This window comes from Micromonospora sp. NPDC005203 (assembly GCF_042872705.1).
Classification (GTDB): domain Bacteria; phylum Actinomycetota; class Actinomycetes; order Mycobacteriales; family Micromonosporaceae; genus Micromonospora.
In genome coordinates, this window is record NZ_JBIAKV010000007.1 from 185207 (window position 1) to 198597 (window position 13391).

Annotated in this window: 17 protein-coding genes; 15 read left to right on the forward strand and 2 right to left on the reverse strand. The window is 73.5% G+C overall.

Annotated features, from left to right (window positions below; genetic code table 11):
• Positions 1–9: 9 nt before the first annotated feature.
• The 3 genes from ACFYPM_RS18070 to ACFYPM_RS18080 all read left to right on the forward strand — a co-directional run bounded on the left by ACFYPM_RS18070 (position 10) and on the right by ACFYPM_RS18080 (position 3817).
• On the forward strand, positions 10–1041 hold the full coding sequence (locus tag ACFYPM_RS18070) for a hypothetical protein (RefSeq protein ID WP_387197779.1): 1032 nt from the start codon (positions 10–12) through the stop codon (positions 1039–1041).
• A gap of 74 nt (positions 1042–1115) precedes the next feature.
• Positions 1116–2924: an AAA family ATPase gene (locus ACFYPM_RS18075; protein ID WP_387197782.1), complete on the forward strand. Its 1809-nt coding sequence runs from the start codon at positions 1116–1118 to the stop codon at positions 2922–2924.
• A 56-nt stretch (positions 2925–2980) separates the two neighbouring features.
• The gene (locus tag ACFYPM_RS18080) at positions 2981–3817 is read left to right on the forward strand and encodes a DUF2567 domain-containing protein (RefSeq protein WP_387197785.1); all 837 of its coding nucleotides are present in this window, start codon (positions 2981–2983) and stop codon (positions 3815–3817) included.
• Here the strand turns inward: ACFYPM_RS18080 and ACFYPM_RS18085 are convergent.
• On the reverse strand, positions 3732–4436 hold the full coding sequence (locus ACFYPM_RS18085; protein ID WP_387197788.1) for an LON peptidase substrate-binding domain-containing protein: 705 nt from the start codon (positions 4434–4436) through the stop codon (positions 3732–3734). The two genes, ACFYPM_RS18080 and ACFYPM_RS18085, sit on opposite strands and share 86 nt — an antisense overlap.
• A gap of 106 nt (positions 4437–4542) precedes the next feature.
• Between ACFYPM_RS18085 and hisD the strand changes: the two genes are divergently transcribed.
• From hisD to hisF, 12 genes are all read left to right on the forward strand, one after another.
• On the forward strand, positions 4543–5865 hold the full coding sequence (gene hisD, locus ACFYPM_RS18090; RefSeq protein ID WP_387197791.1) for a histidinol dehydrogenase: 1323 nt from the start codon (positions 4543–4545) through the stop codon (positions 5863–5865).
• The gene (locus tag ACFYPM_RS18095; RefSeq protein ID WP_387197794.1) at positions 5862–6959 is read left to right on the forward strand and encodes a histidinol-phosphate transaminase; all 1098 of its coding nucleotides are present in this window, start codon (positions 5862–5864) and stop codon (positions 6957–6959) included. Before hisD ends, ACFYPM_RS18095 begins: the two co-directional genes overlap by 4 nt.
• Positions 6960–6996: 37 nt before the next feature.
• Positions 6997–7608 (forward strand): imidazoleglycerol-phosphate dehydratase HisB, encoded by a 612-nt coding sequence (gene hisB / locus ACFYPM_RS18100; protein WP_387197797.1) that lies wholly within the window; start codon positions 6997–6999, stop codon positions 7606–7608.
• 58 nt (positions 7609–7666) lie between these two features.
• Complete coding sequence (locus ACFYPM_RS18105; protein ID WP_357251106.1) at positions 7667–7840, forward strand: hypothetical protein; 174 nt, start codon at positions 7667–7669, stop codon at positions 7838–7840.
• Positions 7837–8469 carry an imidazole glycerol phosphate synthase subunit HisH gene (gene hisH, locus ACFYPM_RS18110; RefSeq protein ID WP_387197800.1) on the forward strand — a complete coding sequence of 211 codons (633 nt, stop codon included), beginning with the start codon at positions 7837–7839 and terminating at the stop codon, positions 8467–8469. Before ACFYPM_RS18105 ends, hisH begins: the two co-directional genes overlap by 4 nt.
• Positions 8470–8505: 36 nt before the next feature.
• On the forward strand, positions 8506–8829 hold the full coding sequence (locus ACFYPM_RS18115) for a hypothetical protein (RefSeq protein ID WP_184177053.1): 324 nt from the start codon (positions 8506–8508) through the stop codon (positions 8827–8829).
• 14 nt (positions 8830–8843) lie between these two features.
• Positions 8844–9569 carry a bifunctional 1-(5-phosphoribosyl)-5-((5-phosphoribosylamino)methylideneamino)imidazole-4-carboxamide isomerase/phosphoribosylanthranilate isomerase PriA gene (gene priA / locus ACFYPM_RS18120; RefSeq protein ID WP_387197803.1) on the forward strand — a complete coding sequence of 242 codons (726 nt, stop codon included), beginning with the start codon at positions 8844–8846 and terminating at the stop codon, positions 9567–9569.
• Positions 9566–9955: a RidA family protein gene (locus ACFYPM_RS18125; RefSeq protein WP_387197806.1), complete on the forward strand. Its 390-nt coding sequence runs from the start codon at positions 9566–9568 to the stop codon at positions 9953–9955. The genes priA and ACFYPM_RS18125 overlap by 4 nt, the downstream gene beginning before the upstream one ends.
• A gap of 100 nt (positions 9956–10055) precedes the next feature.
• A complete protein-coding gene (locus ACFYPM_RS18130) occupies positions 10056–10502 on the forward strand; it encodes a MarR family winged helix-turn-helix transcriptional regulator (RefSeq protein ID WP_387197808.1) in 447 nt (148 codons plus the stop codon).
• 5 nt (positions 10503–10507) lie between these two features.
• Positions 10508–10939 (forward strand): organic hydroperoxide resistance protein, encoded by a 432-nt coding sequence (locus tag ACFYPM_RS18135; RefSeq protein WP_387197811.1) that lies wholly within the window; start codon positions 10508–10510, stop codon positions 10937–10939.
• 46 nt (positions 10940–10985) lie between these two features.
• Positions 10986–11984 carry an NADP-dependent oxidoreductase gene (locus tag ACFYPM_RS18140; RefSeq protein ID WP_387197814.1) on the forward strand — a complete coding sequence of 333 codons (999 nt, stop codon included), beginning with the start codon at positions 10986–10988 and terminating at the stop codon, positions 11982–11984.
• Between the two features lie 73 nt (positions 11985–12057).
• Positions 12058–12825 carry an imidazole glycerol phosphate synthase subunit HisF gene (gene hisF, locus ACFYPM_RS18145; protein WP_365067906.1) on the forward strand — a complete coding sequence of 256 codons (768 nt, stop codon included), beginning with the start codon at positions 12058–12060 and terminating at the stop codon, positions 12823–12825.
• A 5-nt stretch (positions 12826–12830) separates the two neighbouring features.
• Here hisF and ACFYPM_RS18150 read toward each other — a convergent pair whose 3' ends face one another.
• On the reverse strand, positions 12831–13292 hold the full coding sequence (locus ACFYPM_RS18150; protein WP_387197819.1) for a hypothetical protein: 462 nt from the start codon (positions 13290–13292) through the stop codon (positions 12831–12833).
• Positions 13293–13391: the final 99 nt, after the last annotated feature.

Here is a 13391-nt window from a genome sequence, read left to right on the forward strand (position 1 = left end):
ATCCCGCCCGTGCGCGCCGGCAACCTGCTACGGCAGCTGGACCAACGGTTGCTGCCGCAGCTGACCCGGGCCGTGGCCCGGCTGGGCGACCGGCCGAGCCGGTCCGGAGTGCTCACCTGGTCGGCCGCGCTGTCCGCGGCGGCGGTGCTGGGCACCGCGCTCTGGGCCGCCGACGAGACTCCGCTCGGCGACCGGACGGTGGGCGAGGTGACCCGGGTGGGCGTCTCCGACGGCGACTCCGTGCCCGGCTACCTGCGGTCCGCCGCCGCCGACCTGGCCGCGCTCACCCAGTCCGCCCCGGCCGCCGAGGACGGGACCTACGCGCTTGTCACACTCGTCGCGTACCTGCCGCCGCAGCGTCTGGCGACGGTGCTCGGCGACGTCGGAGTCTCGACGGTCTTCGGGCGGGTTCCGCTGCCGGGGCGGCAGACCGAGATTGTCAGGATCCCCGCGATGCGGGTGCCGGACGACGTGGTCGCCGGGATGGGTCAGGTGGCGGCCCGCAAGGAGACCGAAGCCGCCGACTACCGGGCCAGGGCCACCGCGGTCGACGGCGACGGCGACGGTGAGCGGGAGTTGCGGGCGCGCTATGCCAGCGGCGCCGAGGTGGCGACCGCCGAGGCGGCCGCGTACCGCTCCGGCTGCTCCTGCGTCTACGCGGCGGTGGTACGAGCGGTGCCGGGGGTGTTGCGCGGCATGGCGGCCCGACCGCACGTGCGTGCGGTCGACCCCGCCCCGGAGGTGTACCGGCTGGACCGCACGGTCTTCACGCCACCCCTGCCCGAGCAGGATGACGTGGTGCGCCCGCCGGCCGACACCGGGCCGAGCCCCGAGCCGACGCCCGCGCAACGGTCGGAGCCGGCACCTGGCACCCCGGAGCCCGTGGCGTCGGTGGGCGAATCGTCGGAACCCGCACCGGTCGTGACGATTCCGTTACCAACGCCGCCCTCGACGGAACCCACCGGGCCGCCCCCGCCGAGCATCACCACCTCGCCGGACGCCACCACCGCCGTCGAACCGCCGACGCCCACGTCGTCGTGATCTGCGTCGGCTGGTGTGCGTTCTGAGGTGTGGTCCGAATAGGGTTTGCTTCGTAGCCTGTCAGACGGAGATCGATGGTGCTGGGAGGGCGGGCCGTGGAGGGCAGTGAGACCGGCTGGGGCCGGCCGGCCGAACCAGCGCCGCGGTGGCGCGCGTTGTTGGACCGCGCCCGGTTGGGCGGTCGTGGCGCGGAGCAGACCGAGCCGGAGCGGCGGGCCGACGAGGCGCCGCCGGACCCGCTGCCACGGCGTGCGGCCCCGAACGGGTACGCCGGGCGGGCACCGGCCGTCGGGCAACCGGCGGAGTCGGCGTACGGCGGCACGGACCCCGCCTACCGGGCCGAGGCGACCTACCGCGTCGACCCCGCCTATCGGGCCGAGCCGGCGTACCGGGCGGATCCCGCCTACGGGGCCGAGCCGGACTACCGCTCGGAGCCGGCGTACCGGAGCGAGCCGACCTATCGCGCGGAGCCTGACTATCGCGCCGAGCCGACCTATCGCGCGGAACCTGACTATCGCGCGGAGCCTGACTACCGCGCGGAGCCGGAATTCCGTGCCGAGCCGACCTATCGGGCCGAGCCGGATCACCGGGGCGAGCCGGGCTACCGCGCCGAGCCGGGTTATCGCCCCGAGCCGGGCTACCGGGCGGAGCCGGGTTACCGGGCGGAGCCGGGTTACCGGGCGGAGCCGGGTTACCGGGCGGAGCCGGGTTACCGGGCGGAGCCGGGTTACCGGGCCGAGCCGGGCTACCGGACCGAGCCGGGCTACCAGGCGGAACCGGCGTACCGGGCTGAGCCCGAGTCGCCGCCTCCCGCGCCCGACCCCGCCCAGTCCCGCTACGCGCTGCTGGACAACGGCTATCGGCAGGGTGACCCGCCGGCGGAGTCGCGGTACGCGCTGTTGGAGACCGGCTACCAGCCGGAGACCGGTTACCCGGTGGCCGCGCCGCCATCCGCACCTGTCACACCCGCGCCTGCCCCGCCAGTCGTGCCGCCGCCCAGCCCGTCGGCTGGCTCGGTGGTCGCCGAACGCGCCTACCCGGCCCGGGTCGAGTGGCGTGCGCAGGGTGCCGACCCGGAGCACGAGCGGGCCAACGAGGTGCTCCGCCGCGACCTGGGCACGCCCCGGGTCTTCGCCTTCGCCAACCCCAAGGGCGGGGTGCACAAGACCACCGCCACCGTGCTCGCCGCCGCCACCGTCGGCAGCGTGCGCGGCCAGGGCGTTCTGGCCTGGGACGACAACGAGTTGCGCGGCACCCTCGGACTGCGTGCCGGCAGCGCCCGGCACGCCCGGACGATCCGGCACCTGGTGGCCGACCTGGCCCAGATCGAGATCCTGGAGGGCTCGACCCTGCTGGGTCGGCTCGACGACTACCTGCGGCACGCCTCCGACAGCTCGTACGACGTGCTGGCCGGCGAGGAGAGCCCGCGCTTCGCCCAGCGACTCGACCAGTTCACCGTCCGACGGGTGTTGGAGCTGCTGCGGCGTACCCACGACGTGGTGTGCGTGGACACCGGCAACAACGTGGAGAGCCCCAACTGGCGCACGGTGATGCAGGCCGCGGATCAGCTGGTGGTGACCACCGTGCCCCGCGAGGACGCGGCGTTCAGCGCGGACTGGATGCTCGACCTGCTGCACGAGGAGGGCATGGGCGAACTGGCGGACAACGCGATCACGCTCATCTCCTGCCCGACCCCGGGTCGCTCGGCCCTGCAGGACGACCTGGAGCGGCACTTCGCCACCCGTACCCGGGGGGTGGCGGTGGTGCCGTACGACCCGGCGTTGGAGACCGGGTCGTCGATCGAGTACCACCAGCTCCAGCCGGAGACCCGCCAGGCGTGGCTGCGCGCCGCGGCGATGATGGTGGAGCCGTTCGCCCGGTGAGCTGGTCTGCCGCCACCGGGGCTCCGGCCCGACACCGGGCCTGAGAGGATCATCGGGTGAGCCCGGACAACCCCGACCGTGAGAGACCCGCCGACGAGCCCGACCGACCCACACCGCCCGGAGCGTCGGGCCCGACACCGTCGGTCGGTGAGTCGCCGTCAGCGGGCGAGTCGCCGCTGGTGGGTGAGCAGTCGGCCGGCGCTGGCCCTTGGGGGGCGTACCAGAGCTCTCTGCAGCTCAGCTTCGACGAGCCGCGCCGCCCGCTGCGCGCCACCGTGACGGTGCTGGGCACCGTGCTCGCGCTGGCCGTGCTGGGTGTGCCGTTCGGACTGCTCTGGGCCGTGCTCGCGCCGGACACGCCGGTGGTCAAGACCGTCGAGGGGGCGATCTACGCCGACCCGCAACCGGAGCAGCCGATCGCCGCGGACGGCTGGTTCAGTCTGCTGGGGCTCGGCTTCGGGCTGCTGGTCGCGCTCGCCCTGTGGTTCGTGCTGCGGCGTCGGCGCGGTCCGGTGGGGCTGCTCGCCGCGGTGCTCGGCGCGTTGGTCGCCGCACCGGTGGCCTGGCAGGTGGGTCGGCGCGTCGGCCTGGCCACCTTCGACCGGCTACTGGCCACCGCTCCGGCCGGGCAGGCCTTCACCAAACCCGCGGACCTGCGGGCCGGTGGGGTCGACTGGCTGCTCGGCGTGCTGCCGGTGCCGCACGGCAACCTGCTGCTGCCGGCGTTCGGTGCCGCGATCATGTACACCCTGCTGGCCGGCTGGTCGCGCTGGCCGGGGCTGCGCCCGGAGCCCGAGCCGGCCGATCTCAGTTGGGTGTCGGCGGGGACGCCAGCTCCGACAGCGGCACCGGCACCGCCCGCACCTGACGAAGCAGAGCCGCCTCGCGGTTGAGCAGTCGCAGCTCGGCGCGGAGCCGGGCGGCGGTGTCGTCGATGGCCAGCAGGCGCTGCCGGTCGTCGACGGTGAGCGCCGCGGTCGCCGCCACCAGGTGGGAGAGCACCGTCGGGTCCTCCGGCAGTTGCTCGGAGATCTCCTCCGGGTCGGAGCGGATCAGGCCCAGGTACTGCCGGAACACCGCGATCACCCGGGCGGCCAGCAGCTCGGCCACCTCGTCCGGCCCGGCCGGGTCGGGCAACCACTCCACGTCGGCGGTCAGGTAGGGCGCGGCGCTGTCGTCGACCTCGGCGATCCGGAAGCGACGCCGGCCGACCGTGACGATGTCGAAGCCACCGTCGGCCAGCTCGGTCACCTGGCGCAGTTCGGCGGTGCAGCCCACCTCGTGCAGGGTGACGGCGCCGGCGCTCGGCGTGGCGTGGGCGCCGGGACCGGCGGGCGCGACCTCCCACCCGGCCTGGATGGCCACCACGCCGAACTCACGTGGCGCACCCTCGGGCAGGTCGATGAGGTGTCGCACCAGCGCCCGGTAGCGCTCCTCGAAGATGTGCAGCGGCAGCACCAAGCCGGGAAAGAGCACTGTTGCGAGCGGGAACACCGGCAGCCGTGCGGTCACATCGTCGAGCCTAACCAATCTCGCCCCCGGAGGCGTGGCCCGGCTCACCGTCCCGGCGGACGGGCGGCTCGGGTGCGCTCCGCGCCGGCCGCCTAGACTCGCAAGGGTGCTGAATCGGATCGACCTGCGCAACGGTCTCGGTGACCCGCGCCGCCTGCTGCCCCGTGCCCAGCTCGACGTCTCGGTTGCCGTCGAGCGGATCCGCCCTCTGGTGGAGGCGGTCCGCGAGCATGGATACCCGGCGATCCGGGAGGCCAGTGAGCGGTTCGACGGCATCTCCCCGGAGGTGCTGCGGGTGCCGGTCGAGGCGATCACCGAGGCCGAGGGGGTGCTCCACCCGGCCGTGCGCGCCGCGCTGCTGGAGTCGATCACCCGGGCCCGCCGGGTGCACGACGACCAGCGGCGCACCGACCACGTCACGCAGGTGGTGCCCGGCGGCACGGTCACCGAGCGCTGGCTGCCGGTCGACCGGGTCGGCCTCTACGTGCCCGGCGGCCTGGCGATGTACCCGTCGACGGTGGTGATGAACGTGGTGCCCGCCCAGGCGGCCGGGGTGCGGTCGCTGGTGGTGGTCAGCCCGCCGCAGAAGGACAACGGCGGCCTGCCCGACGCCCGGGTGCTCGCCGCGTGCGCGCTGCTCGGCGTCGACGAGGTGTACGCCGTGGGCGGAGCCCAGGCGGTGGCGATGCTGGCGTACGGCGCGGCGGTCGACCCGGTGGGTGAGCTGCGGTGCGACCCGGTCGACCTGATCACCGGCCCCGGCAACATCTGGGTGACCGCCGCCAAGCGGCTGCTGCGCGGCGTGGTCGGCATCGACGCCGAGGCCGGGCCGACCGAGATCGCCATCCTGGCCGACGACACGGCCGATCCGGCGCACGTCGCCGCCGACCTGATCAGTCAGGCCGAGCACGACCCGCTCGCCGCGAGTGTGCTGGTCACCCCGTCGCTGAGGCTCGTCGAGTCGGTTGAGCGGGAGTTGGCCCGGCAGGTGCCGGCGACCAAGCACGCCGACCGGGTCACCACCGCGTTGACAGGTGAGCAGAGCGGCGTGGTCCTGGTCGACGACCTGGCGGCGGGGCTGCGGGTGGTCGACGCGTACGCGGCCGAGCACCTGGAGATCCAGACGGTCGACGCCCGGGAGTGGGCGCTGCGGGTCCGCAACGCGGGAGCGATCTTCGTGGGGGCCTGGTCGCCGGTGTCGCTTGGCGACTACTGCGCCGGGTCCAACCACGTGCTGCCCACCGGCGGCTGCGCCCGGCACTCCTCCGGGTTGTCGGTGCAGTCGTTCCTGCGCGGGGTGCACCTGATCGAGTACACCGAGACCGCTCTGCGGGAGGTGGCCCCACACGTGGTCACCCTGGCCGGAGTGGAGGACCTGCCGGCGCACGGCCAGGCCGTCCAGGCCCGTTTCCCGGGAGGGACGGCGTGAGCGAGCGAACCGGCTTGGAGGAGCTGCCGATCCGCGACGACCTGCGGGGGCTGTCGCCGTACGGGGCGCCGCAGCTGGACGTGCCGGTGCGGCTGAACACCAACGAGAACTCCCACCCGGTGCCAGAGCCGGTGGTCGAGGCGATCAGCAAGGCCCTCGCGGCCGAGCTGCGCGAGTTGAACCGCTATCCGGACCGGGACGCGGTGGCGCTCCGCGCCGACCTGGCCGCATATCTCGGGCACGGGCTCACCGTCGAGCAGGTGTGGGCGGCCAACGGCTCCAACGAAATCCAGCAGCAGCTGTTGCAGGCGTTCGGTGGGCCGGGGCGCAGCGCGCTCGGGTTCGTTCCGGCGTACTCGATGCACCCGCTGCTGGCCCTCGGCACCGGCACCCGGTGGGTGCCCGCGCGGCGCGGCGTCGACTTCGGTCTGACCGTCGGGGAGGCGGTCGCCCAGGTCCGGGAGCACCGCCCCGACGTCGTGTTCCTCTGCTCACCGAACAACCCCACCGGCACGGCACTGGACCCGGCGGTGATCGCCGGGGTGCTCGACGTCGCGCCGGGGATGGTGGTCGTCGACGAGGCGTACGCCGAGTTCGCCCGACCCGGGACGGTCAGCGCCCTCGCGGTGCTGCCCGGCCACCCCCGGTTGGTGGTCACCCGGACGATGAGCAAGGCGTTCGGCTTCGCCGGCGGGCGGCTGGGTTACCTGGCCGCCGACCCCGCGGTGGTGCAGGCGGTGCAGCTCGTTCGACTGCCGTATCATCTGTCCACGCTGACCCAGGCCGCCGCCCGCGCTGCGGTGACCCACCGCGACACCCTCCTCGGTACGGTGAGCGCGATCATGGTGCAGCGGGATCGGATCGTGGCGACGCTGCGCGAGCGTGGGTTGCGGGTCGCCGACAGCGACGCCAACTTCGTGCTCTTCGAGGTGGGCGGCGACCAGACCACCGGGTGGCACGCCCTGCTGGCGCAGGGGGTGCTGGTCCGCGACGTGGGCCTGCCCGGCTGGCTGCGGGTGACCGCGGGCACCTCGGCCGAGACCGACGCCTTTCTTTCTGCAATGGAGACTGTGACGTGGGAGCGCGAGGAGTGAGCTTGCGAGCCCCGCAGTCGCGACCGAGAGGTAAGCAATGAGCCGGACCGCCCGGGTGGAGCGCATCACCAAGGAGACCAAGGTCCTCGTCGAGATCGACCTCGACGGCAACGGTGCCGCCGAGATCAGCACCGGGGTCGGCTTCTACGACCACATGCTGCACCAGATCGCCCGGCACGGCGGCTTCGACCTGACCGTACGCACCGTGGGTGACCTGGAGATCGACGCGCACCACACGATCGAGGACACCGCCCTGGCCCTGGGTGCCGCGTTCGACCAGGCGCTGGGCGACAAGGCCGGCATCCGGCGGTACGGCTCGGCGACGGTGCCGATGGACGAGGTGCTGGTCCGGGCCGCGGTGGACCTGTCCGGTCGGCCGTACGTGGTGCACGACGAGCCGGCGCTGGCCCCGTACATCGGGCCGGTCTACGCGACGAGCATGACCCGGCACATCTGGGAGTCCTTCGGCCAGGCGGCCCGGGTGACGTTGCACGTCGACGTGTTGCGGGCGGCCCGACCGGGTGGTCACCCGGACGCGCACCACGTGGTGGAGGCGCAGTTCAAGGCGGTCTCCCGCGCGTTGCGCGAGGCCACCTCGATCGACCCACTGTCGGCGGGCGCGATCCCCAGCACGAAGGGCGCACTCTGATGAGCGCGAGGAGTGCAGCGAAGCGGAGCCCCGCAGTCGCGATTCGAGGGCGGCTCTGATGGGTGCCGCGTTGCCGACGTTGCTGCTGATCCTGGCCGGGGTGCTGGTCGGTGGCACCTGGTCGCTTCACCGCCAGGGTGCGCCGAAGGTGGCGGTGCTGGTCACCGGGGTGCTCGCGGTGCTCGCCACGGTCGCCGGGGTGCTGCGGCTGCTGCCGGGGGGCGACGCGTGAGCGCCGTGGTGGTGCTCGACTACGGCTCGGGCAACCTGCGCTCGGCGGAGCGGGCGTTGGTCGCCGCCGGCGCGGACGTCCGGGTGACCGACGATCTGGCCGCCGCGGCCGCCGCCGATGGTCTGGTGGTGCCGGGGGTGGGGGCGTACGCGGCGTGCATGGCCGGGATCGAGGCGCTCGGCGCCGGCCCGGTGATTGCCGAGCGGGTCGCCGCCGGCCGGCCGGTGCTCGGCATCTGTGTGGGCATGCAGGTGCTCTTCGAGCACGGCGACGAGCACGGCGTGGTGACCAAGGGGTTGGGGTTGCTGCCCGGCGGGGTGACCCGACTGGCCGCCGCCAGGCTGCCGCACATGGGTTGGAACACGGTCCGGGCGCCTGCGGAGTCGGTGCTCTTCGCCGGGCTGACCGAGCAGAGCCGGTTCTACTTCGTCCACTCGTACGCGATGGGCGACCCGGCGGCGCTGGCCGCTGCCGGCGCCGTGGTGAGCACCACCCACCACGACACGGATTTTGTCGCCGCGGTGGAGCGGGGTCCGCTCTCGGCGGCACAGTTCCATCCGGAGAAGTCCGCCGACACCGGTGCCGCGCTGCTGCGCAACTGGCTCGCCACGCTGCCCACCGGTGGCTGAGCGTCGGTGTCCGACGCCCGACTCGGGGGCGTCGCGGTGAGCCGGGAACGGGCCCGCCGGCGGGCGGAGCGGGAGGCGGAGCAGGCCCGGGAGCGGGCGGTCCGGCAGCGTCAGGTAGCTCGCCGGCAGCGCCGTCGCGCGGTGGTTCGCCGGTTGACGCCACGGCTGCGGCGGGGTCGCTCCGGGCGGCTGGCCCGGCACACTCGGGGTGAGCGGGCCGCGATCGTGCTGCTCACCGGCGCGGCGTTGATCCTGATCTGGACGTTCGTCGACAACCTGGCGTTGCGTATCGCGCTGATCGTGCTCTTGCTGCTCGTACTGCCGGCGATCGTCGTGATCGCCCTGGACCGTCGTACCTGATCGAGGAGAAGACCTTGAGCCTCACCCTGTTACCCGCCGTGGACGTCGCTGACGGCCGGGCCGTCCGGCTCGTTCAGGGCGCCCTCGGAAGCGAGAGCATCTACGGCGACCCGTTGGACGCGGCACTGGCCTGGCAGCAGGACGGCGCGGAGTGGATCCACCTGGTCGACCTGGACGCGGCGTTCGGTCGGGGCACCAACGCGCACCTGCTCGCGGAGGTGGTGCGGCAGTTGGACGTGAAGGTGGAGCTCTCCGGGGGCATCCGTGACGACGAGTCGCTGCGCGCGGCGTTGGGTACCGGGGCGGCCCGGGTGAACATCGGCACCGCCGCCCTGGAGGACCCGGTCTGGTGTGACCGGGTCGTCGCGGAGTACGGCGACCGGGTGGCCATCGGGCTGGACGTGCGTGGTCACACCCTGTCGGCGCGGGGTTGGACCCGTGACGGCGGTGACCTGTACGAGGTCCTGGAGCGGCTGGACAAGGCGGGTGCGAGCCGGTACGTGGTCACCGACATCACCAAGGACGGCACGATGCGCGGGCCGAACATGGACCTGCTGCGTGAGGTGTGCGCCCGCACCGACCGGCCGGTGATCGCCTCGGGTGGGGTGTCCACGCTCGACGACCTGCGGACGTTGGCGACCCTGGAGTCGGCCGGGGTGGAGGGCGTTATCGCCGGTAAGGCGCTCTACGCGGGCGCGTTCACGGTGGCCGAGGCGCTGCGGACGTTGGCCGAGGCGTGACGGTCACCCGGCTCGGCTCGGGCGGTCCATGGGAGCAGGAGTACGGGTACTCCCGGGTCGTCCGGGCCGGCGAGCGGGCCTGGACAGCCGGCTGCACGGCGACGGTGGATGGCCGGGTGGTGCACGTCGGGGACGCCGCCGCGCAGACCGCGCAGGCGCTGCGGATCGGTCTGGCCGCGCTCGCCGAGGTGGGTGCGGAGCCCGGTGACGTGGTCCGGACCAGGATGTACGTGACCGACCGCCGGCACGCCGACGAGGTGGGCCGGGCGCACAACGCGGTCTTCGGCGCGGTGCGGCCGGCGGCGACGCTTGTGGTGGTGGCCGGTCTGCTGGACCCGGAGCACCTGGTCGAGGTGGAGTTGGAGGCGTACCTCGGCGATCGCTGAGATACGCGCCCGCCCGCCCGCCCGCCCGCCCGGCCTGCTGGCTGGCTGGCCCGTAGCCCGATAAGTTGTGCACAACTTAATTGTGAGCTACGGTTCGGCGGTGACCGATGACCTGGTGTTGCGCCGGCAGGTGTGCTTCGCGCTCTACGCCGCGTCGCGCGCCCTGACCGACGTGTACCGGCCGATCCTCGACGAGGTCGGGCTGACCTACCCGCAGTACCTGGTGCTGCTGGTGCTCTGGGAGCGCCCCGACGACGCCCCCGCGGTGTCCGAGCTGGGCGCCGAGCTGCGACTGGACTCCGGCACGCTCTCTCCGCTGCTCAAGCGACTGGAGGGGGCGGGGCTGGTGGTGCGACGGCGGTCGGCCCGCGACGAGCGGCGGGTCGAGGTCGTCCTCACCGAGCAGGGGCGGGCGCTGCGCGAGCAGCTCTGCGAGGTCCCGCTGCGCATCGCGCAGGCCACCGGGCTGGGCCTCGGCGAGCTGGTGGCGTTGCGCGACACCCTCACCCGGGTCACCGAGACCATCCACCAACAGAAGGAGCAGTGACTCTCATGCAGGTTCTCTACACCGCGTCCGCGACCGCCAGCGGCGATGGCCGCGACGGCCACGTCGAGACCTCCGACGGCACCCTCGCGCTCGACCTGGCCGTGCCGAAGGAGATGGGTGGCGCCGGTGGGGCCGCCAACCCCGAGCAGCTCTTCGCCGCCGGCTACGCGGCCTGCTTCCACAGCGCCCTGCGCCTGGTGGGCCGCCGCGCCAAGGCCGACGTGAGCGACTCCGTCGTCGCCGCCGAGGTCGGCATCGGCCCGAACGGCAGCGGCGGATTCGGGCTCACCGTACGGCTCGTCGTCGACCTGCCCGCCGTCTCCCGCGAGATTGCCGAGCAACTCGTCGAGCAGGCCCACCAGGTCTGCCCGTACTCCAACGCCACCCGCGGCAACATCGACGTCGCGCTGACCGTCCGCGAGACCTCGGCCGCATGACGTCGCGGACCCAGGCCCCCACCGCGGACGAGAGGACGACCACCCCGTGACCGGCAATCGTGAGATCCACCTGGCCAGCCGCCCGCAGGGCTGGCCCACCGAGGACACCTTCCGGCTCGTCGAGACCGACGTCCCGACGCCCGGACCGGGCCAGATCGTGGTCCGCAACCAGTTCCTGTCCGTCGACCCGTACATGCGGGGACGGATGAACGACGTCAAGTCGTACGTGCCGCCGTTCGCCCTCGACGCCCCGCTCGACGGTGCGGCGATCGGCGAGGTGGTGGCCAGCGAGTCGGCCGACGTCGCCGTCGGCACCACGGTCCTGCACGGGCTGGGCTGGCGGGAGTACGCGCTGCTCGACGCCAGCGCCGCCCGGCCGGTCGACCCGAGCCTGGCGCCGGTCAGCGCGTACCTCAGCGTGCTCGGCATGCCCGGGCTGACCGCGTACGCCGGTCTGCTGGAGGTCGCCGCGATGAAGCCCGGCGAGACGGTCTTCGTCTCCGCCGCGGCCGGCTCGGTCGGCAGCCTGGTGGGCCAGATCGCGAAGCTCAGGGGCGCGGGCCGGGTCGTCGGCAGCGCCGGCTCGGCCGCCAAGGTCGAGCGGCTGCGGGCGCTGGGCTTCGACGCCGCCTTCGACTACCACGACGGGCCGGTCCGTGAGTCGTTGCGGGCGGCCGCCCCGGACGGTGTCGACGTCTACTTCGACAACGTCGGCGGCGACCACCTGGAGGCGGCGATCTCGGCCATGAACCTGCACGGCCGGGCCGCGATCTGCGGCATGATCTCGCAGTACAACGCGACCGAACCGCCGGCCGCGCCGCGCAACCTGGCGCTGGTCATCGGCAAGCGGCTCACCCTGCGCGGCTTCCTGGTCAACGACCACAACAACGTGCGGGCGGAGTTCGTCCGTGACGTCGCCGGCTGGCTGCGCGAGGGCACGCTGTCCTACGACGAGACGGTCGTCGACGGTATCGAGAACGCCCCGGCGGCGTTCCTGGGCCTGCTGCGCGGCGAGAACCTGGGCAAGATGCTCGTTCGGGTCTGATCGGTTCGTGGTGCGCGGCGGTCGGCCCGGTCGGGTCGGCCGCCGCTCCTCGCGCGGAGGATAGGGTGGCGGCATGACGGTGGCGGTACGGGTGATCCCCTGTCTCGACGTGGACGCCGGGCGGGTGGTCAAGGGCGTCAACTTCCTCGACCTGCGCGATGCCGGTGACCCGGTGGAGTTGGCCGCCGCGTACGACCGGGCCGGGGCGGACGAGCTGACCTTCCTCGACGTCACCGCGTCCTCCAGCGACCGGGGCACCATGCTCGACGTGGTGCGCCGCACCGCCGAGTCGGTCTTCATCCCGCTGACCGTCGGGGGCGGGGTCCGGCAGGTCGCCGACGTCGACACGCTGCTGCGCGCGGGCGCGGACAAGGTCGGCGTGAACACCGCCGCCATCGCCCGGCCGGAGTTGATCGCCGAGATAGCCGACCGGTTCGGCCGGCAGGTGCTCGTGCTCTCCCTCGACGTGCGCCGGGCGCCGACCGACATCACCCCCAGCGGGTTCGAGGTCACCACGCACGGCGGCCGTCGGGGCACGGGCATCGACGCGGTGTGGTGGGCGCAGCGGGGGGCCGAGCTGGGCGCGGGGGAGATCCTGCTCAACTCGATGGACGCCGACGGCACCAAGGCCGGTTTCGATCTGGAGCTGATCGCCGCGGTACGGGCGATCGTGGACGTGCCGGTGGTGGCCAGCGGGGGTGCCGGCGAGGTGGCCCACTTTCCGCCCGCGATCGGCGCGGGCGCGGACGCGGTGCTCGCCGCCAGTGTCTTCCACTTCGGCGAGCTGACCGTGGCCGAGGTCAAGGACGCGCTGCGGGACAGCGGTCACCCGGTGCGCTGAGCCGGTCAGTGCCCGCCGGAGTGCCCCTCGGGTGACCGGCGGGGCGTGGGGATCGAGCGGACGGCGTACTCCTGGACGGCCGCGGCGTGGTCGGCCTCGTCCAGACTCCAGTCGGCGCTGCCGGGCGCGTGTCGGCGGGTCAGCACGCCCTGCACGGTGTCCACCATGGTCGCCACGCCGGCGCGCGGGCGGGTGCGCCAGAGCTGCTCACCCTCGGCGGTGATCCGGAACCAGCCGTCGACGACACTTACCAACCCGGCCCCGACCAGCCGCTGGACGGCGGCCTCCACCTCGTGCCGCTGCGGAATCGCGTGGTTGAGGTGGTCGGCGGTGGAGAGCACATCGGTCAGGCGGACACCCTCCGGCCGGCGACTCGTCGCCGACCGACGGTGCCGGCCGGCTCCGCTCGCGATCACCAGCGACACGAAGATCCAGGCGTCCGTCCAGCGCCAACCGTTCTCCCCCATGCAGAGATGATGACGGCGCGCGTCGCGGAAGGGAACACCCACCCTCCCATCCGGTACGCGGCACCACCACCACGTACCGGTTCGCGGACGGTCGGTGAG

What these genes read in the sequence shown, in the direction of transcription:
- ACFYPM_RS18075 (WP_387197782.1), top strand. Translation starts at nt 1,116, where the DNA reads ATGGTGCTGGGAGGGCGGGCCGTGGAGGGCAGTGAGACCGGCTGGGGC.
- hisB (WP_387197797.1), top strand. Translation starts at nt 6,997, where the DNA reads ATGAGCCGGACCGCCCGGGTGGAGCGCATCACCAAGGAGACCAAGGTC.
- ACFYPM_RS18105 (WP_357251106.1), top strand. Translation starts at nt 7,667, where the DNA reads ATGGGTGCCGCGTTGCCGACGTTGCTGCTGATCCTGGCCGGGGTGCTG.
- ACFYPM_RS18135 (WP_387197811.1), top strand. Translation starts at nt 10,508, where the DNA reads ATGCAGGTTCTCTACACCGCGTCCGCGACCGCCAGCGGCGATGGCCGC.
- hisF (WP_365067906.1), top strand. Translation starts at nt 12,058, where the DNA reads ATGACGGTGGCGGTACGGGTGATCCCCTGTCTCGACGTGGACGCCGGG.
- ACFYPM_RS18150 (WP_387197819.1), bottom strand. Translation starts at nt 13,292, where the DNA reads ATGGGGGAGAACGGTTGGCGCTGGACGGACGCCTGGATCTTCGTGTCG.